This is a genomic window from Mesorhizobium sp. L48C026A00, from assembly GCF_000502375.1.
GTDB classification, from domain to species: Bacteria; Pseudomonadota; Alphaproteobacteria; order Rhizobiales; family Rhizobiaceae; genus Mesorhizobium; species Mesorhizobium muleiense.
Window position 1 is genome coordinate 44,055 of sequence record NZ_AYWU01000023.1, and the last position, 23,119, is coordinate 67,173.

The 23,119-nt window shown below is 62.4% G+C and carries 21 protein-coding genes and 1 pseudogene; 20 read left to right on the top strand and 2 right to left on the bottom strand.

What is annotated here, in order from left to right; genetic code table 11:
• Positions 1-117 precede the first annotated feature (117 nt).
• The 9 genes and pseudogenes from X738_RS71160 (at position 118) to X738_RS71200 (ending at position 8,857) form a co-directional block, all read left to right on the top strand.
• Positions 118-918 (top strand): lysophospholipid acyltransferase family protein, encoded by an 801-nt coding sequence (locus X738_RS71160; RefSeq protein WP_023802103.1) that lies wholly within the window; start codon positions 118-120, stop codon positions 916-918.
• 99 nt (positions 919-1,017) lie between these two features.
• On the top strand, positions 1,018-2,439 hold the full coding sequence (miaB, locus tag X738_RS71165) for a tRNA (N6-isopentenyl adenosine(37)-C2)-methylthiotransferase MiaB (RefSeq protein WP_023802104.1): 1,422 nt from the start codon (positions 1,018-1,020) through the stop codon (positions 2,437-2,439).
• Between the two features lie 83 nt (positions 2,440-2,522).
• A complete protein-coding gene (locus tag X738_RS71170; RefSeq protein WP_031256135.1) occupies positions 2,523-3,515 on the top strand; it encodes a PhoH family protein in 993 nt (330 codons plus the stop codon).
• 12 nt (positions 3,516-3,527) lie between these two features.
• Positions 3,528-4,034, top strand: a complete 507-nt coding sequence (ybeY, locus tag X738_RS71175; RefSeq protein ID WP_023802106.1) for an rRNA maturation RNase YbeY — start codon at positions 3,528-3,530, stop codon at positions 4,032-4,034.
• Positions 4,035-4,061: 27 nt separating this feature from the next.
• Positions 4,062-5,135, top strand: a complete 1,074-nt coding sequence (locus X738_RS71180; RefSeq protein ID WP_023802107.1) for a hemolysin family protein — start codon at positions 4,062-4,064, stop codon at positions 5,133-5,135.
• 17 nt (positions 5,136-5,152) lie between these two features.
• Positions 5,153-5,613: pseudogene (locus tag X738_RS71185) on the top strand (VOC family protein).
• An 86-nt stretch (positions 5,614-5,699) separates the two neighbouring features.
• Positions 5,700-6,524, top strand: a complete 825-nt coding sequence (locus tag X738_RS71190; protein ID WP_023802108.1) for an alpha/beta fold hydrolase — start codon at positions 5,700-5,702, stop codon at positions 6,522-6,524.
• Between the two features lie 180 nt (positions 6,525-6,704).
• On the top strand, positions 6,705-8,297 hold the full coding sequence (gene lnt / locus X738_RS71195; protein WP_023802109.1) for an apolipoprotein N-acyltransferase: 1,593 nt from the start codon (positions 6,705-6,707) through the stop codon (positions 8,295-8,297).
• A gap of 140 nt (positions 8,298-8,437) precedes the next feature.
• Positions 8,438-8,857, top strand: a complete 420-nt coding sequence (locus tag X738_RS71200) for a helix-turn-helix domain-containing protein (protein ID WP_023802110.1) — start codon at positions 8,438-8,440, stop codon at positions 8,855-8,857.
• Here the strand turns inward: X738_RS71200 and X738_RS71205 are convergent, their stop codons facing one another.
• Positions 8,858-9,160 (bottom strand): hypothetical protein, encoded by a 303-nt coding sequence (locus X738_RS71205; protein WP_156942674.1) that lies wholly within the window; start codon positions 9,158-9,160, stop codon positions 8,858-8,860.
• 26 nt (positions 9,161-9,186) lie between these two features.
• On the opposite strand from X738_RS71205, the gene metK reads away from it, so the two are divergent.
• Positions 9,187-10,500 (top strand): methionine adenosyltransferase, encoded by a 1,314-nt coding sequence (metK, locus tag X738_RS71210; RefSeq protein WP_210163894.1) that lies wholly within the window; start codon positions 9,187-9,189, stop codon positions 10,498-10,500.
• Between the two features lie 26 nt (positions 10,501-10,526).
• A complete protein-coding gene (gene trmB, locus X738_RS71215) occupies positions 10,527-11,228 on the top strand; it encodes a tRNA (guanine(46)-N(7))-methyltransferase TrmB (RefSeq protein WP_023802113.1) in 702 nt (233 codons plus the stop codon).
• An 82-nt stretch (positions 11,229-11,310) separates the two neighbouring features.
• Here trmB and X738_RS83355 read toward each other — a convergent pair whose 3' ends face one another.
• Positions 11,311-11,475 (bottom strand): hypothetical protein, encoded by a 165-nt coding sequence (locus tag X738_RS83355; RefSeq protein WP_023802114.1) that lies wholly within the window; start codon positions 11,473-11,475, stop codon positions 11,311-11,313.
• Between the two features lie 321 nt (positions 11,476-11,796).
• Here X738_RS83355 and rimP point away from each other — a divergent pair, with 321 nt between their 5' ends.
• From rimP to pnp, 9 genes are all read left to right on the top strand, one after another.
• Positions 11,797-12,453: a ribosome maturation factor RimP gene (gene rimP / locus X738_RS71220; protein ID WP_023802115.1), complete on the top strand. Its 657-nt coding sequence runs from the start codon at positions 11,797-11,799 to the stop codon at positions 12,451-12,453.
• A 48-nt stretch (positions 12,454-12,501) separates the two neighbouring features.
• Positions 12,502-14,097, top strand: coding sequence for a transcription termination factor NusA (nusA, locus tag X738_RS71225; RefSeq protein WP_023802116.1), 1,596 nt, complete (start codon positions 12,502-12,504; stop codon positions 14,095-14,097).
• Between the two features lie 38 nt (positions 14,098-14,135).
• Positions 14,136-14,786, top strand: a complete 651-nt coding sequence (locus X738_RS71230; protein WP_023802117.1) for an RNA-binding protein — start codon at positions 14,136-14,138, stop codon at positions 14,784-14,786.
• Positions 14,783-17,350 carry a translation initiation factor IF-2 gene (gene infB, locus X738_RS71235; RefSeq protein ID WP_023802118.1) on the top strand — a complete coding sequence of 856 codons (2,568 nt, stop codon included), beginning with the start codon at positions 14,783-14,785 and terminating at the stop codon, positions 17,348-17,350. Before X738_RS71230 ends, infB begins: the two co-directional genes overlap by 4 nt.
• Before the next feature lie 225 nt (positions 17,351-17,575).
• Entirely contained in the window at positions 17,576-18,013 is a 438-nt protein-coding gene (gene rbfA / locus X738_RS71240) for a 30S ribosome-binding factor RbfA (protein ID WP_023802119.1), read from the top strand.
• A complete protein-coding gene (gene truB / locus X738_RS71245) occupies positions 18,013-18,975 on the top strand; it encodes a tRNA pseudouridine(55) synthase TruB (protein WP_023802120.1) in 963 nt (320 codons plus the stop codon). The genes rbfA and truB overlap by 1 nt, the downstream gene beginning before the upstream one ends.
• Before the next feature lie 43 nt (positions 18,976-19,018).
• Complete coding sequence (gene corA / locus X738_RS71250; protein WP_023802121.1) at positions 19,019-20,113, top strand: magnesium/cobalt transporter CorA; 1,095 nt, start codon at positions 19,019-19,021, stop codon at positions 20,111-20,113.
• Between the two features lie 77 nt (positions 20,114-20,190).
• Complete coding sequence (gene rpsO, locus X738_RS71255; protein ID WP_274609416.1) at positions 20,191-20,565, top strand: 30S ribosomal protein S15; 375 nt, start codon at positions 20,191-20,193, stop codon at positions 20,563-20,565.
• A 405-nt stretch (positions 20,566-20,970) separates the two neighbouring features.
• Positions 20,971-23,118, top strand: a complete 2,148-nt coding sequence (pnp, locus tag X738_RS71260; RefSeq protein WP_023802123.1) for a polyribonucleotide nucleotidyltransferase — start codon at positions 20,971-20,973, stop codon at positions 23,116-23,118.
• Position 23,119: the final 1 nt, after the last annotated feature.

The following is a 23,119-nucleotide window of genomic DNA, read 5'->3' on the forward strand; positions in this document are numbered from 1 at the left end:
TTCTCGGAAAGCACGATGCGCAGGTTGAGATGCGCAGATTAAAAAGCGCTAGAGCGTGCTTGGACGTCCAGTTGGACGCGTCGCTCTAGCCAGAACTCGGGACAGGGCCAAGAGCGAATGATCGGAAAAATCAGGATTTTCCTGGCGCTGGGCCTCGTTGTCGCAGGCTCGTTGATCCTCGTGCCGTTGCAGATCCTGTCGATGAAGACCGGCCTGTGGCGCGAGACGTTCATCCTGAAGATCTGGCACCGGCTCATCATCCGGGCGCTCGGCATGCGCATCCACGTCAAGGGGACCTTGTCCAATCAGCGCCCGTTACTGGTTGCGTCGAACCACGTTTCATGGACCGACATCATGGTGCTGGGGTCGATGGCCGACGTGACGTTCATCGCCAGGGCCGACATGGCCGGCTGGCCGTTGATCGGCATGTTGTCGAAGCTGCAGCGCACCGTTTTCATCGAGCGCGAGCGCAAACGTTCGTCGGGCGACCAGGCGAGCGAGATCGCCAGCCGCATGGCCAAGGGCGACGCCATGGTGCTGTTTGCCGAAGGTTCGACCAGCGACGGCAACATGATCTTGCCGTTCAAGAGCACGCTGTTCGGCGCCGCCTCGATGGCGATTTCGGAAGGGGCGGCCGAAACGGTCTTCATCCAGCCGGTGGCGATCGTCTATACGCGCCTGCACGGCGTGCCGCTCGGCCGCAGGCACCGGCCGATTGCCGCCTGGATCGGCGACGAGGATTTGATGCCGCATCTCAAGGTGCTGATGGCGGAGGGCGGGCTCGATGTCGAAGTGCATTTCGGCGAGCCGGTCGCCTTCTCCAAGGGCTCCAGGCGCAAGGAAACGGCCAGGCTGATGGAAAGTCAGGTGCGTGATATGGTGCAGGCGGCGCTCGCCGATCCGCGCCCGAGCCGGTAAGCCGGAAAAGCTCCAGCGCTTTGCGCGTCCAAAGGAGGCGCGGCGCTGTAAGGCAGAATCGTCTGTTTTTTGTCGGGGAAAGGCGTTAGAAGCCGCCAGATGGAATTGAACACGATCGAACGGGACGACATCGATACTGCGACCGAAACTGCGGTCGCGCCGCCTGCCGCGAGCCGGAAGGTCTTCGTCAAGACCTATGGCTGCCAGATGAACGTCTACGATTCGCAGCGCATGACCGACGCGCTGGCCGCCGACGGCTATACTGCGACGGATGCGATCGGCGAGGCCGATCTGGTGCTGCTCAACACCTGCCATATCCGCGAGAAAGCCGCCGAAAAGGTCTATTCCGAACTCGGCCGCATTCGTGAGATGAAGGCCGAACGGGCTCGGGCCGGCCGCGAGATGCTGGTCGGCGTCGCCGGCTGCGTGGCGCAGGCCGAGGGCTCCGAGATCATCCGCCGCTCGCCTTCTGTCGATCTGGTCATCGGCCCGCAGACCTATCATCGGCTGCCCGACGTGCTGGCACGGGTGCGCGGCGGCGAAAAGATCGTCGAGACGGACTACGCCATCGAAGACAAGTTCGAGCATCTGCCGCAGCCGAAGCGCGCCGAGATCATCAGGCGCGGCGTCACCGCGTTCCTGACGGTGCAGGAAGGCTGCGACAAGTTCTGCACCTTCTGCGTGGTGCCCTATACCAGAGGCTCGGAAGTGTCGCGGCCGGTGGCGCAGATCGTCGCCGAGGCCGAGCGGCTGGCGCAAGCCGGCGTGCGCGAGGTGACGCTGCTTGGACAGAACGTCAATGCCTGGCACGGCGAAGGCGAAGCCAAAGGGGGCAAGACCGTGGAATGGGGTCTTGGCCGCCTGCTGTTCCGGCTGGCCGAGATTCCCGGGCTGGCGCGGTTGCGCTACACCACCAGCCACCCGCGCGACATGGACGACGAATTGATCGCCGCTCACCGTGACTTGCCGGCGCTGATGCCCTATCTGCATTTGCCTGTGCAATCCGGCTCCGACCGCATCCTCAAGGCGATGAACCGCAGGCATACGGCAAAAGATTATTTGACGCTGCTCGACCGGATCCGCGCCGCACGGAGCGATATCGCTCTTTCGGGCGACTTCATTGTCGGCTTTCCCGGCGAGACGGATGCGGATTTCGAGGCGACGATGGACCTTGTCCACCAGGTGAACTATGCCTCGGCCTTCTCGTTCAAATATTCGCCGCGCCCCGGCACGCCGGGCGCGGAAATGGCCGATCATGTGCCGGAAGCTGTCAAGGACGAGCGCCTGCAGCGACTGCAGGCGCTGTTGCTGACCCAGCAGCAGGAGTTCGGCGCCAGCCTGGTCGGCAGCACCATCGACACGCTGATCGAGAAGCCGGGCCGCCAGGCTGGCCAGAAGGTCGGCCGCTCACCGTGGCTGCAGCCGGTTATTGTTGATGAAAAGTCCGGCGAAATCGGTGAGATTATCCAGGTACGAATCACGAAGACGGGTTACAACAGCCTGTTCGCCGAATTGGCCTGAAGGTCTCGGCAGATGAGGAGAGACGGTTGAGCGCTGCGGAAGTGAAGAACCTGCCCCAGAACCTACCATCGGGGGCTTCGGATATGGCGCACATCGTTCTGACTTTCGACAACAACAAGCTTGCCAGCGCCCTTTATGGCCAGTTCGACGAGAATCTGGCCAGGCTCGAGCAGAAGCTTGGCGTCGATATCCGCTCGCGCGGCAACCAGTTGGCCATCAAGGGCTCCGCCTCGGCCGCCGAGCAGGCGCGCCGCGCCCTGGATAATCTCTACGGCATTCTCCAGAAAGGCGCTGACATCGGCCAGTCGGACGTCGACGGCGCCGTGCGCATGGCGATCGCCGCCGACGACCAGCTGACGCTGCCGACGCTGGAGCGCAAGGGCAAGGTGTCAGCCGCCCAGATATCGACGCGCAAGAAGACGATCTATGCCCGCTCGCTCAACCAGGACGCCTATATGCGCGCGCTGGAGCGGTCCGAGCTCGTCTTCGGCATCGGCCCGGCTGGCACTGGAAAAACCTTCCTGGCGGTGGCGCATGCGGCGATGCTGCTCGAACGTGGCATGGTCGAGCGCATCGTGCTGTCGCGGCCTGCCGTCGAGGCCGGCGAGCGGCTCGGCTTCCTGCCCGGCGACATGAAGGAGAAGGTCGATCCCTATCTGCGGCCGCTCTATGACGCGCTTTACGAGATGATGCCGGCCGACAAGGTCGAGCGGGCGATTGCCGCCGAGGTGATCGAGATCGCGCCGCTGGCCTTCATGCGCGGCCGCACGCTGGCGCACTCCGCCGTCATCCTCGACGAGGCGCAGAACACCACGCCGATGCAGATGAAGATGTTCCTGACCCGTCTCGGCGAGAATTCGCGCATGATCGTCACCGGCGATCCGACCCAGATCGACCTGCCGCAAAACACCAAATCCGGTCTGGTCGAGGCGCTCAGGATCCTCGACGGCGTCACCGGCATGGTGACGGTGCGCTTCAACGAAGGCGACGTCGTCAGGCATCCGCTGGTCGCCGAGATCGTCAAGGCCTACGACCGCGACGGCAAGCTGGCCCGGGGCCTGGGCGCCGAAGGCTGAAGATGCAGCCTTATGGCTGAGGACAAAAAATCTGTAGGCGGGGATCTTCCGGTCCCCGTCGACATCGATATAGCAGTCGAAGCGGGCGACTGGCCCGATGAGGCCGCGCTGACGCGGCTGGTCGGTCGCGCCGTTGCCGCCGCGTTTGCCGAAACCGGCGCGGCCGGCCGTTCCGAGCTCAGCATCGTTTTTTCTGACGATGCCCACATCCGCAGTCTCAATGCGGGATGGCGCGGCAAGGACAAACCGACCAACGTCCTGTCTTTCCCGGCTTTTCCGCTCGCCAAGGGCCGTCCGCTGCCGCCCATGCTCGGCGACATTGTGCTGGCCGCCGAGACGGTCGCGCGGGAAGCCGCACTGGAAGACAAGCCTGTCGACAACCATATCACCCATCTCGTCATCCATGGCCTGCTGCATTTGCTGGGCTACGATCACGAGACCGACGCCGAGGCCGAAGAAATGGAAGCCATCGAACGCGCAGCACTTGCAAGGCTTGCCATTCCCGATCCCTACGCGTAACTAAAAAGATCAAATGACCGGACGACGATGAACGACAAACCAGAGACTGCCGCCCACCCAGACGCCGGCAGTGCGACCAAGCCATCCGAACAGACGGAAGAGGACTCTAGTCCGAGTACCACGACCGGCAGCTTCGCCAGCGAGCCATCGCCTGCCGGTCCTTCCCTGTTCGATCGCGTGCTCGGCCTGTTCAGGCAGCGCAACGGCACCAGCCTGCGCGAGGAGATCGCCGACGCGCTTGCCGAAACGGCGAGCGATGCCGGCGCCTTTTCGCCCGGCGAACGGGCCATGCTTAACAACATTCTGCGCCTGCGCGAGGTTCGCGTCGAGGATGTCATGGTGCCGCGCGCCGACATCGAGGCGGTCGAGATCACGACGAACCTGGGCGATCTTCTGGGACTGTTCGAGCAGTCCGGCCATTCCCGCATGCCGGTCTATTCGGAGACGCTCGACGACCCGCGTGGCATGGTCCACATCCGCGACGTGCTCGCTCACATCACCAAGCTGGCCCGCGTCAGAAAGAGCAGGACGACCAGGAAAGCCGCCCCTGCCACGCTTCTCGATCTCGCCAAGGTCGATCTCACGCGCACCATCGGCGATCTGACCCTGATCCGCCCGGTGCTTTTCGTGCCGCCGTCGATGCTCGCCTCCGACCTGATGGGGCGCATGCAGGCGATGCGCACCCAGATGGCGCTGGTCATCGACGAATATGGCGGCACCGATGGTCTGGTCTCGCTCGAGGATATCGTCGAGATGGTGGTCGGCGACATCGAGGACGAGCACGACGAGGACGAGCCGATGATCACCCAGACCGGCGAGGGCGTGTTCGTCGTCGACGGCAAGGCCGAGATCGACGATGTCGCCAAGATGATCGGCGAGGATTTTGCCGCCGGCGAGCATGGCGAATATGTCGACACGATCGGCGGCATGATCTTCAACACGCTTGGCCGGGTCCCTGCACGCGGCGAAGTGGTGCAGGCCATCCCCGGCTTCGAATTCCATGTGCTCGACGCCGATCCACGCCGCGTCAAGCGTGTGCGCATCGTGGAGACCCAGAAAAGCGAGCGCCGGCGGCGCGCCGTCCGCGCCGAGCAGGCTTGAAAGACGCCGCTCGCCCGATGATGGTCGACGATCCGTTCAAGCGCTCAACCTTGGGCTCCGGCATATTCTACAGGAATCCGCGCGCCGCCTTGATCTGGCTTGAAAAGGCTTTTGGCTTCGAGCCGAGCATGGTGGTCAGCGACGCTGATGACAGGCTCGTTCATTCCGAGATGCGGTTCGGTGACGGCTATATGATCGTCGATTCCGAATGGGCCGACCATGTAGCCAGTCCCGCGTCGGTCGCCGGCAAGAACACGCAGTCGGTCTATGTGCGCCTCAAGGACGGCCTACGGCGGGAGCCGAGATCGTCCAGGAGCCGGCTGACCAGTTTTACGGTGAACGGCAGTGCAGGGCGTGCGATCCTGAAGGTCACGTCTGGACATTTTCCCAGACCGTACGCGTTGTTCCATGCGAGGAGGCTGAACGGCTGGGCGATCTGCAGATTGAAGGCTGGCACCGACTAGAATCCTCGGGCTGAATTTCAGCAATGGGTGGGAAGCGGTCTCGAACTACATGGTTTGCGAACCAATTCGGACGCTGTCCTGAGTACTAGGAGAATGTCTGATGTCGTGGAAACTCGATGAGACCGTGGAAACATCCGCGGGCGCTGTGGCAGCGGGTCAATTTGGTAGTGGACCCGCGCTTGTGCTGGCTCACGGCTGGCCGTGGTCTTCGTTCTCATGGCATCGGATTATTCCAGATCTTGCAAGGCGGTATCGTGTCCACTGGTACGATATGCCCGGATATGGGCGATCCGACAAACGCGCGGAGCAGCGCACCTCACTCGATGTGCAAGGAGAAGTATTCGCCGAGATGCTCGCGCATTGGGACCTTGAGCAGCCCACCGTTGTTGCCCATGATTTCGGCGGAGCGACGACGCTACGGGCGCATTTGCTGCATGGCTGCGACTTCGAGCGGTATGTCCTGATGAATGTCGTCGCCATGCGCCCTTGGGGATCGGAGTTCTTCGATCATGTCGGTCGCCATGTGGATGCCTTTCTGGGCCTGCCGCCGCATATCCACAGAGCGCTCGTGGAAGCATATATCAAGGGGGCGATCGTAAATGACATCGCGCCCGGAGATTTCGAGAAACTTGTCGAGCCGTGGCTTGCCGAGGAGGGACGGGGAAGCTTCTATCGGCAATTCGCGCAAGCCGACGAAAAATATACCGCCGAAGTCGAGCCGGCGTTCGGTGATATCAGGTGTCCGGTAAAGATAATTTGGGGCAAGGACGATCCATGGATCCCGCTGGAGCGAGGCAAAGCGCTTCATACGCTGATCCCGCAGGCATCGTTCGAAACATTACCTGGCGTCGGTCACTTGCCTCAGCTCGAAGCCCCGGATCTCGTGCTGGAGCGGCTGAACGCATTTCTATCACGCGCATTATAGTGATACACCGGCACGTGCGGTCTGCGCGACAATTCACATGCGACACTTATCTTGCCGGCGTCAGTCGCCCCACCTATCCAGCAGACCTAATCCGGCAGTCTGGCTGAAGCATGGCCGTTTGGAGCGTGGACTGCGGCCTGATAAATCTTCTGCCGTGATTCGCACGACTCGGAAGCATCGATGAAGCGCCTGGCCGGCCGGATAATTCTGCTGTGGGGCTGGCGCCGCGCGCTTGTGGCGTTTCTTGCCGGTGCGCTGGCGGTTCTTGCCCAGGCGCCTTATGATTTCTTCGCCGTCTGTTTCGTTTCGTTTCCGCTGCTGGTCTGGCTCCTCGACGGCGCAACTGGCGAAGCCTCCGATGGCTGGTTCCGGCATTTGCGGCCGGCCTTCGCCGTCGGCTGGTGGTTCGGCTTCGGCTATTTTCTCGCCGGATTGTGGTGGATCGGCTCAGCACTCCTAGTCGAGGCCGACAGTTTCGCCTGGGCGCTTCCCTTCGCAGTGGTCGGAATTCCGCTGGCGCTCGCCTTTTTCTATGGCTTCGCGACAGCGGTTGCCCGGCTGCTGTGGAGCAACGACATCGGCCGCATCGCCGCCCTTGCCTTCGGCTTCGGCTTGGCGGAATGGCTGCGCGACTTTCTGTTCACCGGCTTTCCCTGGAATGCCGTCGGCTACGCGGCGATGCCGGTGCCCTTGCTTATGCAGAGCGTGTCGGTGACCGGCATGGTCGGCATCAACGCGCTGGCGGTCTTCGTCTTTGCCTTGCCGGCCCTGCTTGCGGCGCGCCGGCATATCCGCCTTGGGGGTGCACTGGCTGCCGTTCTCGTCGCGGCCCATGTCGGCTTCGGCTATGTCAGGCTTGCTGCCAAGGTCGAACCCGCAACCCGCGCAATCGACGTCCGCATCGTGCAGCCGGCCGTCGACCTCAGCGAAAAGTGGGACCCTTCAGTGCCCGACCGGATTTTCGCTACACTGATGGGGCTTTCGGCCAAGGCGCCAGAGACTGGTCATGCCAAGCCGCAATTGATCCTGTGGCCGGAAACTTCCGTGCCGTTTTTTTTCGCCGAACGTCCCGATGCGCTGACCGCGCTGGGAGAGATGCTTGGCGACGGCCAGACGCTGATCGCCGGCGTCGTCCGGGAGGAAGGCGGGTCGGCGGATGATGCCGACAGGCGGTACTACAATTCGGTGGTGGCGATCGACGACAACGGTCAAATCGCCGATGCAGTCGACAAGGTTCATCTGGTGCCCTTTGGCGAATATCTGCCTTTTGCCGACCTGCTTGGCCGCTTGGGGCTCAAACAACTCGTCGCCGGGCCGACAACCTACGCGGCGGGCAATGAGCGGCACCCGATCGCGTTGCCCGGCGGCATCCGCGTGCTTCCGTTCATTTGCTACGAAGTCATCTTTCCCGATCTGGTGGCGGTTGACGCAACGTCAGCTGAGCTTATTGTGAATGTCACGAACGACGCGTGGTTCGGTGACACGCCGGGTCCGTACCAGCATTTCAGGCAGGCGCAGATTCGTGCGGTGGAGAACGGGGTGCCATTGTTGCGTGCAGCCAATAACGGCATTTCCGCTGTCGTCGATCCGCGCGGACACATCCTCGACGCGCTGGCGATCGACGCCCGCGGAGCCATCGATGTCCACGTGCCGATTTCCAATCGAGCCATCGTTTCTTCCAGCCAAAGACGCATTAATGGACTGATGATCATGTTGCTGTTCGCTCTCGCCGCTTTCACAATGAATGTAAGGCAACGGCTACGGGCGAATTGACAGTCGACACATTAGAAACTCATACTGTAACCGCCTGAAATTTCTCGAAGTCAGCACGTCGGTTCTGTTGGGGCACTGGCCGCCGGCTTCGTTTTGGGCAGAAAAAACACAAAAGGCCGGAAAAATTCGGCGAGGAAAAAATGGCAGAAGAAAACAAGAAGAAGCCGAATCCTATCGACATCCATGTCGGAAGTCGCATCAGGCTTCGTCGCAATATGTTGGGAATGAGCCAGGAAAAGCTGGGCGAGAACCTCGGTATAACGTTTCAGCAGATACAGAAATACGAAAAGGGTACCAATCGCGTTGGCGCCAGCCGTTTGCAGGCAATCGCCTCGATACTGGGTGTGCCTGTCGCTTTCTTTTTCGAGGACGCGCCGGGCCAGGAGGCCGTGGGCAACCGCGGATTTGCCGAGGATGCATCAATGGCTTCTGCCGTCGAATTCTGCGGCAGTCCTGAAGGTCTTCAACTGAACCGGGCCTTCGTCAAGATCACCGACGTGAAGATACGCCGCAAGGTTATCGAGCTTGTGAAGGCCCTTTCCTCCGACGCAGTCGATTGATTACGCAGATTGGTCTGGGTCGATTGATTGGGTAGCCGTTGAAAAGTCGAAGATAGCGAAGCCGTCATTGCGGGCAGGCAATTTCTTGCGATTCTCGCGCATCGTGGAATTTACATCCCGCAGGCGTGCAGGAGGGCGGATCGATTTTGCTCGACAGCCATGCTCAAAGTCTTTCTCCATCAACGTGTTGAAGCTAAAGCACGTGCTGGAGCCAAGCAGGCTGGCGGCATCCTGCCGGCGGTCAAAGTGGTACAAGATAATGGTGCCCACCGCTTGACGAGCGCTGCCCGGCACAGCTAACACGTGGCGCGCCAATCGGCAGCGTGCCGATGATTTTTCAAGAGGGGACACCCGTGACGCGGCAAAACTATCTATTCACCTCGGAATCCGTTGCCGAGGGTCATCCCGACAAGGTCTGCGACCGTATCTCCGACGAGATCGTCGATCTGGTCTATCGCGAGGCCAGAAAGACCGGCATGGACCCCTGGAAGGTCCGCGTCGCCTGCGAAACGCTGGCGACCACGAATCGCGTCGTCATCGCCGGCGAGGTGCGCGTCCCCGAGACCCTGCTCAAGAAGGACAAGGCCGGCAACATCCTGATGGATGCCGCCGGTCATCCGCTCGTCAATCCGGCCAAGTTCAAGTCGGCCGCCCGCAAGGCGATCCGCGAAATCGGCTATGAACAGGCTGGTTTCCACTGGAAGACGGCAAAGATCGAGGTTCTGCTGCATGGCCAGTCGCCGGATATCGGCCAGGGCGTCGACAATGCCTCCGACCGGCAAGGCGAGGAAGGGGCCGGCGACCAGGGCATCATGTTCGGCTATGCCTGCCGCGAGACCCCGGATCTGATGCCGGCGCCGATCTACTACAGCCACAAGATCCTCGAACTGCTGGCCGCCGCGCGCCATGAAGGCAACGGCGATGCCGGCCGGCTCGGGCCGGACGCCAAGAGCCAGGTCACCGTCCGCTATATCGACGGCAAGGCGGCGGAAGTGACGCAAATCGTGTTGTCCACCCAGCACCTCGACGCCAGCTGGGATTCGAAGAAGGTTCGCAACGTCGTCGAACCCTATATTCGCGAGGCGCTGGGCGACCTGAAGATCGCCGACAGCTGCAACTGGTACATCAACCCGACAGGCAAGTTCGTCATCGGCGGGCCCGACGGCGACGCCGGCCTGACCGGGCGCAAGATCATCGTCGACACTTACGGCGGTGCTGCGCCTCATGGCGGCGGGGCTTTTTCCGGCAAGGACACCACCAAGGTCGACCGTTCCGCGGCCTATGCGGCCCGCTACCTCGCCAAGAACGTGGTGGCGGCGAAGCTCGCCGATCGCTGCACCATCCAGCTTTCCTACGCCATAGGCGTGGCCCAGCCGCTGTCGGTCTATGTCGACCTGCACGGCACCGGCAGGGTCGATGAGGCAAAGCTCGAGCAGGCGCTGCGCACCGTGATGGATCTGTCGCCGTCCGGCATCCGCCGCCATCTCGATCTCAACAAGCCGATTTATGCCAAGACGTCGTCTTATGGTCATTTCGGCCGCAAGGCCGGCCGCGACGGGTCCTTCTCCTGGGAAAAGACCGACCTCGCCAAGGCTCTCAAGGACGCACTCGCCGAAGCGCCTGCCGAAGCAGTCGCGGCCTAGCCGCGGCGTCCATAGATCCGGAAGACATGGATCCGAAAGACCGGCCAAGCCGTGCGACCGAAGCATTTTTCGGTCGCCGGCGCGGCAAGGCCATCCGTCCGCAGCAGGCAGCGGCACTGGAAAGCGGTTTCAGCACCTACCGGCTTGATCTGACGGCCGGACCGCCGGCCGACTTGCACAGCCTGTTCGAAGCCGATGTCCGCGCCATTCATCTCGAAATTGGTTTTGGTGGCGGCGAGCACCTGCTGCATCGGGCGACGGCGGCTCCTGAGACCGGTTTTGTCGGCGTCGAGCCTTTCGTCAACGGCATGGCCAAGATGATGATGGCGGTCAGGGAACGGCCGCTTGCCAATCTTCGGGTCTATGACGACGACGCCACGCGCCTGCTCGACTGGCTCCCGCAAGCCTCGCTCGGCGGCATCGACCTTCTCTATCCCGATCCCTGGCCGAAGAAGAAACACTGGAAGCGCCGCTTCGTCAGTCCGGTCAATCTCGACCGTTTCGCGCGCGTGCTGACGTCAGGCGGAACATTCCGCTTTGCGTCCGATATCGATAGCTATGTGAACTGGACGCTGCTGCACTGCCGGGCACATGAAGCGTTTGCGTGGCAGGCTGAAGAGGCAGCCGACTGGCAGCGGCCTTATAAGGGTTGGCCGGGTACACGCTACGAGGCGAAGGCCGTTCGCGAAGGCCGGCGGCCAGCCTACCTCACCTTCGTCCGAAGATAGTCCTGTTCAAAGCGCGCCTAGGTGCGCTTTGACGTCGATGAGGACCAGAGATGTCCTCGTCCATGCGTCGCCGGACTTAGACTTAGAAGCGGCCGATCTTGTTGAAGGCGGCCGGATCCATGCCGAGATTGCGCAGATCGCGTGCGCGCGGCTTGCGGCCGGCTTCGACGGCGTGCGAAGCGGCGACGGCGCTGCCGAAGACGGTGAAGAAATCGCCGATGGCCGAGAAAACCTTGTGGTTGGTCATGATTATGCCCTTTCGCCTGCTGCAATGCGTGATTGATTTTGTGCAACGCAGCATAGATAGGCGCGTACTGCCTGATATCACAGGGACGTTGGCGCATGGCCGCCATGCGCCCTGTGCAACGCTGCCGCCCCCAACAGTTTCGCCCACCCTGCATGCGGACAATTCATCTGCTTACCGACACGGACTGCATGCGGACTTGAAACGACGGCTGCGATCGTCTATATCAGGCTCAAATTCTTGGTCGGTATGGCGAAGAGTGGGTCCACCCGGTCCCGCTCTTTTTTGTTACCTTCCGGCCGCCGACGAAGCGACAGGAATAGAATGACGGCAACGGTACCCGACAGCGACGACCGCATCATCCGCGAAAGCGGCATCGATGCGCGCATCGCGCTGATCGTGCAGCCGGTTCTGCGTGCCATTGGCTTCCGCCTTGTCAGGGTGCATCTGACGGGCCAGAACGGGCTGACGCTGCAGATCATGGCCGAACGCGAGGACGGCACCATGACCGTCGAGGATTGCGAAGAGGTCAGCCGGGCAGTGTCGCCGGCGCTCGATGTCGATGATCCGATCGAAAAGGCGTATCATCTCGAAGTGTCGTCGCCGGGAATCGACCGGCCGCTGGTCCGCAAGTCGGATTTCGCGACCTGGACGGGCCATCTGGTGAAGATGGAAACCTCGGTCCTCGTCGCCGACCGCAAGCGCTTCAAGGGCAAGATCGCCGAGAGCGACGCGGACGGCGTGCTGATCGAGCGCGACAAGGCGGCCTATGGCGAACAGCCGACGGTGCGTGTGCCCTACGATTCGATTGCCGAAGCACGGCTGATCCTGACCGACGACCTTATCCGCGACGCACTGTCGAAGGACAACAGGGCGCGCAAGGAAGCCAAGAAGCGCCGCGGCGAGCCCGAAGACGCGCCAGAGGGCGTGGAAGCGGACGTAGAAGCGGGCGCGGAAGATGAAACCGAACAGGAAATGTGATTGGGCTGCCGGGCGCAAAGGCTCGGCAACAAGCTCGGGAGAAAAAAGATGGTTGTAAGCGCAAACAGGCTTGAACTGCTGCAGATCGCCGATGCGGTCGCGCGTGAGAAGTCGATCGACAAGTCGATCGTCATCGCCGCCATGGCCGATGCGATCCAGAAGGCGGCGCGCTCGCGCTATGGCCAGGAAACCAACATCCGTGCCGACATCAATCCGAATACCGGCGAGATGAAGCTGCAGCGGCTGATGGAAGTGGTGGAGAAGGTCGACGACTATGCGACGCAGATCGCCATATCCTCGGCGCGTGAGCGCAATCCCGACGCCCAGCTCGGCGACTTCATTGCCGAACAGCTGCCGCCGATGGATTTCGGCCGCATCGCCGCCCAGTCGGCCAAGCAGGTCATCGTGCAGAAGGTGCGCGAGGCCGAGCGTGACCGCCAGTACGACGAGTACAAGGACCGTATCGGCGAGATCGTCAACGGTACTGTCAAACGCGTCGAATACGGCAACGTCATCGTCGATCTCGGCCGCGGTGAGGCGATAATCCGTCGCGACGAGCTGATCCCGCGCGAAAATTACAAATATGGCGATCGCGTCCGCGCCTATGTCTATGACGTGCGCCGCGAGCAGCGCGGTCCGCAGATATTCCTGTCTCGCACCCATCCGCAGTTCATGGCGAAGCTGTTCACCATGGAAGTGCCGGAAATCTACGACGGCATTATCGAGATCAAGTCGGTCGCCCGCGATCCGGGTTCGCGCGCCAAGATCGCCGTCATCTCGCGTGACAGTTCCATCGATCCGGTCGGCGCCTGTGTCGGCATGCGCGGCAGCCGCGTTCAGGCGGTGGTCGGCGAATTACAGGGCGAAAAGATCGACATCATTCCGTGGTCGCCTTCGGCCGCTTCCTTCATCGTCAACGCGCTGCAGCCGGCGGAAGTCGCCAAGGTCGTGCTCGACGAGGATGCCGAACGCATCGAGGTCGTGGTGCCGGACGACCAGCTGTCGCTGGCCATCGGCCGCCGCGGCCAGAACGTCCGGCTCGCCTCGCAGCTCACCGGCTGGGATATCGACATCCTGACCGAGCAGGAAGAGAGCGAGCGACGCCAGAAGGAGTTCGTCGAACGCTCGGCTCTGTTCATGGATGCGCTCAACGTCGACGAGATGGTCGGCCAGGTGCTCGCCTCCGAAGGCTTCACCAGCGTCGAGGAAGTCGCCTATGTCGATGCCGACGAGATCGCGTCGATCGATGGCTTCGACGAGGACACCGCCTCGGAAATCCAGGCTCGCGCCCGCGAATATCTGGAGAAGATCGAAGCCGAGCATGACGAGAAGCGTAAGGCGCTCGGCGTCAAGGACGAATTGCGTGAGATTCCAGGCGTGACCACCGCCATGATGGTGACGCTCGGCGAGGATGGCGTGAAGACGATCGAGGATTTCGCCGGCTATGCAGCCGATGATCTGACCGGCTGGAAGGAACGCAAGGACGGCGAGACGAAGGTATTCCCGGGCGTGCTCGCCAATCACGGCGTGTCGCGGGCCGATGCTGAACAGATGGTTCTGGCTGCTCGCCTCAAGGCCGGCTGGATCACCGAAGACGAGCTTGCAGCCGAAGACGTGCCGGCTGACGAAGCCGTTGGTGCGTGAGGTGAAACCGCATCGCACACAAGCCGCCCTTGGACGAGATGAACGATCGCACTTGCATCGTCACGCGCAGACAGGCCGAACCGGATGAACTGATCCGTTTCGTCGTCGGCCCGGATTCGGCCGTCGTTCCGGATATCAAGAAAAACCTGCCCGGACGCGGTTGCTGGGTGACTGCCGACCGCCTACATATCGACAAGGCGGCAGCGAAAAACCTGTTCGCTCGCGCCTTCAAGGCGCAGGTGACCGTGCCGACCGATCTCGGCGGCATGGTCGACGGGCTGCTTTCCAGATACGCTCTGGGCATGCTCGGTCTTGCCCGCAAGGCAGGCGCGATCGCGCTCGGCGCCACCAAGGTTGAGAGCGCGGTGCGTGGTGGGCTGGCGCTTTTCGTGTTGCATGCGACCGAGGCGTCAGATGACGGCGTCCGCAAGATCAGCCAGGCGCGACGGGCAATCGTCCACCTCGGTGGCCCCGCCATCCTTGCCTACAAACTTTTCTCCGAGGCCGAGTTGAGCTTGGCATTGGGGGGTACAAATGTGATACATGCTGCCGTTCTCGCGGGAGACGCGGGCAGGGCGGTCCAGAAGCGCATGGTTGCGCTCGACCGGTATCGGGGCGGTTCCCCGGACGATCTGGCAATGCTTGCGGCCGTTGCTGACGAAGATGATGCCGCAGAGGATATGGAATGAGCGATACGAAATCGGGCGACGACAAGACGTTGAGTGTTACGCCGAAGAAGACTTTGACGCTGAAGCGCCCCGGTACGGAACAGGGCACCGTGCGCCAGAGCTTCTCGCATGGCCGCACCAAGGCGGTCGTGGTCGAGACCAAGAAGCGCAAGTTCTCGCTGCCCGGTGACAAGCCGGAGCCGGCTGCTGCCCCTGTGTCCGTCTTCACGCCGAAGCCACCGGTCGCGGCAGCGCCGGTTGTGCAGGAAGCGCCCAAGGCGCCGCCGCCTCCGCCGCCGGTCGAACGCGGCGGCATGGTGCTGAACCAATTGTCGCGCGATGAAATGGAGGCGCGCCGCCGGGCTCTTGAGGGTTCGAAGGTGCGCGACGTCGAGGATCGCCAGCGCGCCATCGACGAGGCCAAGCGCCGCGCCGAGGATGAAGAGCGCCGCCGTCGCGAGCGCGAGGAATCCGCGCGCCGCCAGGCCGAGGAAGAAGCCCGGCTGCAGGCCGAGGCCGAGTCCCGCCGGCGTGCCGAGGAAGAGGCGCGCCGCCGCGCGCCGCTGACCGCCGAACTGGCGACAGTCGACGACGAGGACATCAAGCCGAAGCGGACCGGCGCCGGTGCCCCGGTGCGCCGTCCGGTCACGCCCGAAGTGGCGCGTCCGGCCAAGCCGACTAAGGGCGAGGAAGATCGCCGCCGCGGCAAGCTGACGCTGAATGCCGCACTTTCCGATGAGGATGCGCGGGCGCGTTCGCTGTCGTCGATGCGTCGGCGCCAGGAGAAATTTAAGCGCGCGCTGCATAACGAACCGCGCGAGAAAGTCATGCGCGAAGTGATACTTCCCGAAACCATCACCATCCAGGAACTGGCGCAGCGCATGTCCGAGCGCGCCGTCGATGTGGTCAAGTTCTTCATGAAACAGGGCCAGATCCTGAAGCCGGGCGACGTCATCGACGCCGACACGGCCGAACTGGTCGCTACCGAATTCGGCCACACGGTTCGCCGCGTCGCCGAGTCCGACATCGAGGAAGGCCTCTTCAACATCGCCGATCGTCCCGAAGACCTCGAGCCGCGCCCGCCGGTGGTGACCATCATGGGCCATGTCGATCACGGCAAGACGTCGCTGCTCGATGCCATCCGCAATGCCAATGTCGTGTCCGGCGAGGCCGGCGGCATCACCCAGCATATCGGCGCCTATCAGGTCGAGAAGAACGGTAACAAGATCACCTTCATCGATACGCCCGGCCACGCCGCCTTCACGGCAATGCGCGCCCGTGGCGCTCAGGCGACCGACATCGCCATCCTGGTAGTGGCGGCCGACGACAGCGTGATGCCGCAGACGATCGAATCGATCAGCCATGCCAAGGCGGCCGGCGTTCCGATCATTGTGGCGATCAACAAGATCGACAAGCATGACGCCGACCCGCAGAAGGTGCGCTCGGAACTACTGCGCCACGAAGTCTTCGTCGAATCGATGGGCGGCGAGGTGCTGGACGTCGAAGTGTCGGCGACCAAGGGCACCAATCTCGACAAGCTGCTCGAAGCGATCCTGCTGCAGGCCGAAATCCTCGACCTGAAGGCCAATCCGGACCGCACCGCCGAGGGCGTCGTCATCGAAGCTCAGCTCGACAAGGGCCGCGGCCCCGTCGCCACGGTGCTGGTCCAGACCGGCACGCTGATGCCTGGCGACATCCTCGTTGCCGGTAACGAATGGGGCCGGGTGCGCGCGCTGGTCAACGACCGTGGCGGGCAGATCAAGGAAGCGCCGCCGGCGATGCCCGTGGAAGTGCTCGGTCTGCAGGGAACCCCGCAGGCCGGCGACCGCTTCGCCGTCGTCAACAACGAGGCCCGCGCCCGCGAGATCACCGAATATCGCCAGCGTCTGGCGCGTGAGAAGGCGGTGGCCAAGCATGCCGGCCAGCGTGGTTCGCTCGAACAGATGATGTCGCAACTGCAGACGAGCGGGCTAAAGGAATTCCCGCTGGTCATCAAGGGCGACGTGCAGGGCTCGATCGAGGCGATCAGCGCAGCGCTGGACAAGCTCGGCACCGACGAGGTGCGTGCGCGCATCGTTCATGCGGGCGCCGGCGGCATCACCGAAAGCGATGTCTCGCTGGCGGAAACCTCGGGCGCCGCAATCATCGGCTTCAACGTTCGCGCCAATGTGCAGGCGCGTGCGGCGGCTGCGGCCGCAGGCATCGAGATCCGCTATTACTCGATCATCTACAACCTCGTGGATGACGTGAAGGCGGCGCTGTCCGGCCTGCTGTCGCCGGAGCGTCGCGAGACCTTCATCGGCAATGCCGAGATCCTCGAGATCTTCGACATCACCAAGGTCGGCAAGATCGCCGGCTGCCGTGTCACCGAAGGCAAGGTCGAGCGCGGTGCGGGCGTTCGCCTGATCCGCGACAACGTCGTCATCCACGAAGGCACGCTGAAGACGCTGAAGCGCTTCAAGGACGAAGTTGCGGAGGTTCCGGGTGGCCAGGAATGCGGCATGGCCTTCCAGAACTACGAAGACATGCGCGTCGGCGACGTCATCGAGTGCTTCCGCGTCGAGATGGTGACCAGGACGCTCTGAGTTCGAGCAACTTGAGTTCGAGCATTTACAGACCGGGCGGTGGTCGAAAGGCTGCCGCCTAAACCATGATCCCGAAAAGTGGTATCCGGGTTCGGAGAGGATCATGGTCAACAAAAAATAGAGCCTGATCCATTCCGATTTCTATCGGGATGGATCAGGCTTTAAAGCATATGAGACATGCGGCGCGGTCCCATCCCGTGCCTCACGATTTCAGGATAGAGAAAAATGCCCCGTTCAACCACGTCAGGTCCATCCCAGCGCATGCTTCGCGTCGGCGAGCAGGTGCGGCATGCGCTGTCGGAAACCTTGCAACGTGGCGAGATCCTCGATCCGCTGATCGAGAATTCGGTGGTTTCGGTCTCGGAGGTGCGCATGTCGCCCGATCTGAAGATCGCCACCGCTTTCGTCTCGCCGCTTGGCGCCAGTGATGCCGATGCGGTGGTCGAGGCGCTCAACAAGCATGCGAAATTCGTGCGCGGCCGCGTTTCCGGCGCGCTCCGGCAGATGAAGTACATGCCGGAATTCCGCTTCCGGCTCGACACCAGCTACGACAATTTCCAGAAGATCAACGAATTGTTGCACTCGCCCGAAGTGGCGCGCGATCTCAGCCCAGACGCCCAGATCGGCGACCATAACAAAGACAACGACAAGGACGAAAAATAGTGGCGCGTCGCGGCAAGAAGAAGGGTCGGCCGATCTCCGGCTGGCTGGTGCTGGACAAACCCGTCGGCATGGGTTCGACCGAAGCCGTCTCCAAGATCAAATGGCTGTTCCAGGCGGAAAAGGCCGGCCATGCCGGCACGCTCGACCCGCTCGCTTCCGGCATGCTGCCGATCGCGCTCGGCGAAGCGACCAAGACCGTCCCCTATGTCCAGGATGGCGCCAAGGTCTACCGCTTCACGGTTGCCTGGGGTGAGGAGCGTTCGACCGATGACCTCGAAGGGCCGGTGACGAAAAGCTCCGACCAGCGTCCGGCTGAAGCCGATGTGCTTTTGCTGATGCCAAAATACACCGGCGTCATCATGCAGACGCCGCCGCAATTTTCGGCCATCAAGATCGCAGGCGAGCGCGCCTATGATCTTGCCCGCGACGGCGCGACGGTCGACATTCCGGCGCGGGAAGTCGAGATCGGCCGCCTCGACCTGATCGAGCACAGTGCTGACAGCACCATTTTCGAGGTCGAATGCGGCAAGGGCACCTATGTCCGCTCGCTGGCCCGCGACATGGGCCGCGATCTCGGCTGTTTCGGTCACATCGCCGAACTGCGCCGGATCGAGGTAGAGCCGTTCACGCAGGAAGACTTCGTCACCATCGCCGAGCTGGAAGCCGCCCGCTTCGGCGAACAGGGCGACGAGGGTTCGGATTCAGCGGACACGGTGCCGGTCGACTTCGACGCCATCGACGCGTTTCTGGTCGACACGTCAGCCGCGCTCGACTGCCTGCCGCAGATCGCGATCAGCGACGACGCGGCAACAAAAATCCGCCTCGGCAATCCGGTCATCATCCGTGGTCGCGACGCGCCGGTGGAAGCCGAGGAAGCCTGCGCCACGGCGCGCGGCAAGCTGGTCGCCATCGGCGCCATCGAGCAAGGCATGTTCAAGCCGAAGCGAGTCTTTGCCGGCTGAGCCCCCTCGTCTAATCTTGATCAGAGGTACATTCGAGGGGCACATGGCAAAGGCCGAGACGATCAGGAAGCGGGCGCCGGTGACAGCACGGCGGCCGCCGATCGGCGCATCACCGGGCACACTGATCGCCGACCCTACGGCGCGGCGCAGCGAACTGCGACTGACACTGATGTCGCCCGACAAATTCGAGACAATCGAAGATGCCAGCATCGACGACCTGAATGCTCATTGCAACGCATGGCCGGTCATCTGGCTCGACTGCACCGGCCTCGCCAACATCCCGCTGATCGAGGAGATCGGCCGGATTTTCAGCCTGCATCCGCTGGCGCTGGAAGACGTCGTCAACACCGGCCAGCGGCCGAAGGTGGATTTCTTCGAAGACCATGCCTTCGTCGTCGTCAGGATGATCGACGACGTCACCGCGCACCGCTACGAGCAGATCGCGGTCTTCTTCGGCAGGAACTTCGTCGTCACCTTCCAGGAGCGCGAAGGCGATCCGTTCGATCCCGTGCGCAAGCGCATCGAAAGCTCGATGCCCAACCGGCTGCGCTCACGCGGCGCCGACTATCTCGCCTATGCGCTGATCGACGCCATTGTCGACAGTTATTTCCCGCCGATCGAGACCGCCGGCGACTTGGTCGACAGCATCGAGGACCAGATGCTGCGCGCGGCGGACAAGCACCAGATGCGGCGGCTTTACGAGTTGCGGCGCGACGCCAACGTGCTGAAGGGGGTGCTTTGGCCGATGCGCGACGCGCTGGCGACGCTGATCCGCAACGACGTGCCCTATGTCAAGCCCGAGACCAAGATCTTCCTGAACGACACGCTCGATCACTCGCTTCGGCTCATCGAACTGGTCGAAACCCAGCGCGACATGCTGACCAGTCTGATCGAGATGCATCTGTCGTTGAGCCAGGCACGCACCAGCGACGTCATCAGCTATCTGACGATCGTCTCGGTGATCTTCATCCCGCTCACCTTTCTCGCTGGCGTGTGGGGCATGAACTTCGATCCCGAAGCCTCGCCATGGAACATGCCGGAGCTGAAGGCCCAATACGGCTATCCGGCAGCGCTGGTGTTCATGGCCGTTGTCGCGCTCGGGCTTGTCGCCTTCTTCAGATGGAAGAAGTGGCTTTAGCCGAGGCGAAATCTTCGTTTGTGCAGCAAAAAGCCGGCTTGTGAATTGGGCTGGTGTTTTTGCCTGAATTGCCCTATATGCGCCGCAGCATCGTGCAATGCCACGTTGCTTGTACCGGCCCCTGCTGGACGACATCCCGGCCGAGGGCGTCCCGTTTCCTCAAACAGATAAGGAAAAACACGATGTCGATTACTGCCGAGCGCAAGAAGGAATTGATGGGTGAATTCGCAACCGCTAAGGGCGATACCGGGTCTCCGGAAGTCCAGGTGGCCATCCTTTCCGAGCGCATCAAGAACCTGACCGACCATTTCAAGGACCACAAGAAGGATAACCATTCCCGCCGTGGTCTGCTCGCTCTCGTCTCCCAGCGCCGCAGCCTGCTTGATTATCTCAAGCGCAAGGACGACGCGCGCTATCAGACGCTGATCGAGAAGCTCGGTCTGCGCCGTTGACGAATTGACCGGCGGGTTCTTTCGAGAGCCCGCCGCTCGCGCATTGGAGCAGTCCGTTGCTCCAATGAAGGAAGTAGAGCGCCGCGCTTCGATTTGGACGCGCACATGGGACGCTCTGAACTTTGAATTTGCGCAAGGCATTTCCGAGAGCCGCGGTTTTCGGGTCATGCGCAAGGCCAGTCGGATCGATTGGCCAGACCCGGTTTCGATATAGCACAGGGCCATTCGAAACCGCCCATGGACGGTCATGGGGCAGGATTGCAGGACGCTCGCGCGGCACCCGCGCCGGATTTACCCGAGCTTCCCGTTGTCTTGCCCGTGGCTGCCCGAGAAACGAAGCCAAGGGAAAGGGGCACTCGCGCACGGTGAAATGGCGCGGCCCTTTCCGCATATGAAGGACAAGACATGTTCAATCACCACAAAGTGGAAATCGAATGGGGCGGCCGTCCGCTCATCCTCGAAACCGGCAAGATTGCGCGCCAGGCTGACGGCGCGGTGCTCGCCACCTACGGCGAAACCAAGGTTCTCGCCACCGTCGTTTCGATGAAGGAACCAAAACCGGGCCTCGATTTCTTCCCGCTGACCGTCAACTACCAGGAAAAGACCTATGCCGCCGGCAAGATCCCGGGCGGCTATTTCAAGCGCGAAGGCCGTCCGAGCGAAAAGGAAACGCTGGTTTCCCGTCTCATCGACCGTCCGATCCGCCCACTCTTCGCTGACGGTTACAAGAACGACACGCAGATCGTTGTCACCGTCGTCCAGCATGATCTCGAAAACGACCCGGACATCCTGTCGATCGTCGCCACCTCGGCGGCTTTGACGCTGTCCGGCGTCCCTTTCATGGGTCCGATCGGCGGCGCCCGCGTCGGCTACATCAACGGCGAATATGTGCTCAATCCGCATGTCGACGAGATGCAGGAATCCAAGCTTGACCTGATCGTCGCCGGCACCTCCGACGCCGTGCTGATGGTCGAGTCCGAAGCCAAGGAACTCGGCGAGGATCTGATGCTCGGCGCCGTCATGTTCGGCCATCGCGGCTTCCAGCCGGTGATCGACGCCATCATCAAGCTGGCAGAAGTCGCCGCCAAGGATCCGCGTGACTTCACCGCGCCGGATTATTCGGCGCTTGAAGCCGAGATGCTGAAGATCGTCGAAGGCGAGCTTCGCGATGCCTACAAGATCACCGACAAGCAGAAGCGCTATGCCGCCGTCGACGCCGTCAAGGCGAAGGTCAAGGCTGCGTTCGCACCCGCCGAAGGCGAAGAAGCCAAGTATACGTCCGAGCAGATCGGCACCGTGTTCAAGGAGCTCCAGGCCAAGGTCGTGCGCTGGAACATCCTCGACACCGGTTCGCGCATCGACGGCCGCGATCTGAAGACGGTTCGCAAGATCGTCTCCGAAGTCGGCGTCCTGCCGCGCACCCACGGCTCGGCGCTGTTCACCCGCGGCGAGACCCAGGCGCTGGTCGTCGCCACGCTCGGCACCGGCGAGGACGAGCAGTATGTCGATTCGCTGACCGGCATGTACAAGGAGAAGTTCCTCCTTCACTACAACTTCCCTCCCTATTCGGTCGGTGAAACCGGTCGCATGGGTTCGCCCGGCCGCCGCGAAATCGGCCACGGCAAGCTCGCCTGGCGCGCGATCCGCCCGATGCTGCCGACATCGGACCAGTTCCCCTACACGCTGCGCGTCGTCTCGGAGATCACCGAGTCCAACGGCTCGTCGTCGATGGCTACCGTCTGCGGCACCTCGCTGGCGCTGATGGATGCCGGTGTGCCGCTGGCCAAGCCGGTCGCCGGCATCGCCATGGGTCTGATCAAGGAAGGCGAGCGCTTCGCGGTGCTCTCCGACATCCTCGGCGACGAGGACCATCTCGGCGACATGGACTTCAAGGTTGCCGGCACCGCCAACGGCATCACCTCGCTGCAGATGGACATCAAGATCGAGGGCATCACCGAGGAGATCATGAAGATCGCACTGGATCAGGCCAAGGACGGCCGCCAGCATATCCTCGGCGAAATGGGCCATGCGCTGTCCGGCGCGCGCTCCGAACTCGGCGAATTCGCGCCGCGCATCGAGGTCATGCACATCCCGACCGACAAGATCCGCGACGTGATCGGCTCGGGCGGCAAGGTCATCCGCGAGATCGTCGAAAAGACCGGCGCCAAGATCAACATCGAGGACGACGGCACGGTCAAGATCGCTTCGTCCAACGCCAAGGAGATCGAGGCGGCGAAGAAGTGGATCCACACCATCGTCGCCGAGCCGGAAGTCGGCGAAATCTACGAGGGCACGGTCGTCAAGACCGCCGACTTCGGCGCTTTCGTCAACTTCTTCGGTCCGCGTGACGGCCTCGTCCACATCTCGCAGCTCGCCAATGATCGCGTCGCCAAGACTTCGGACGTCGTCAAGGAAGGCGACAAGGTCTGGGTCAAGCTGATGGGCTTCGACGAACGCGGCAAGGTACGCCTGTCGATGAAGGTCGTCGACCAGGCCACCGGCAAGGAAATCGCCCGCGACAAGAAGGCCGACGGCGAAGAAGACGCCGCCTGAG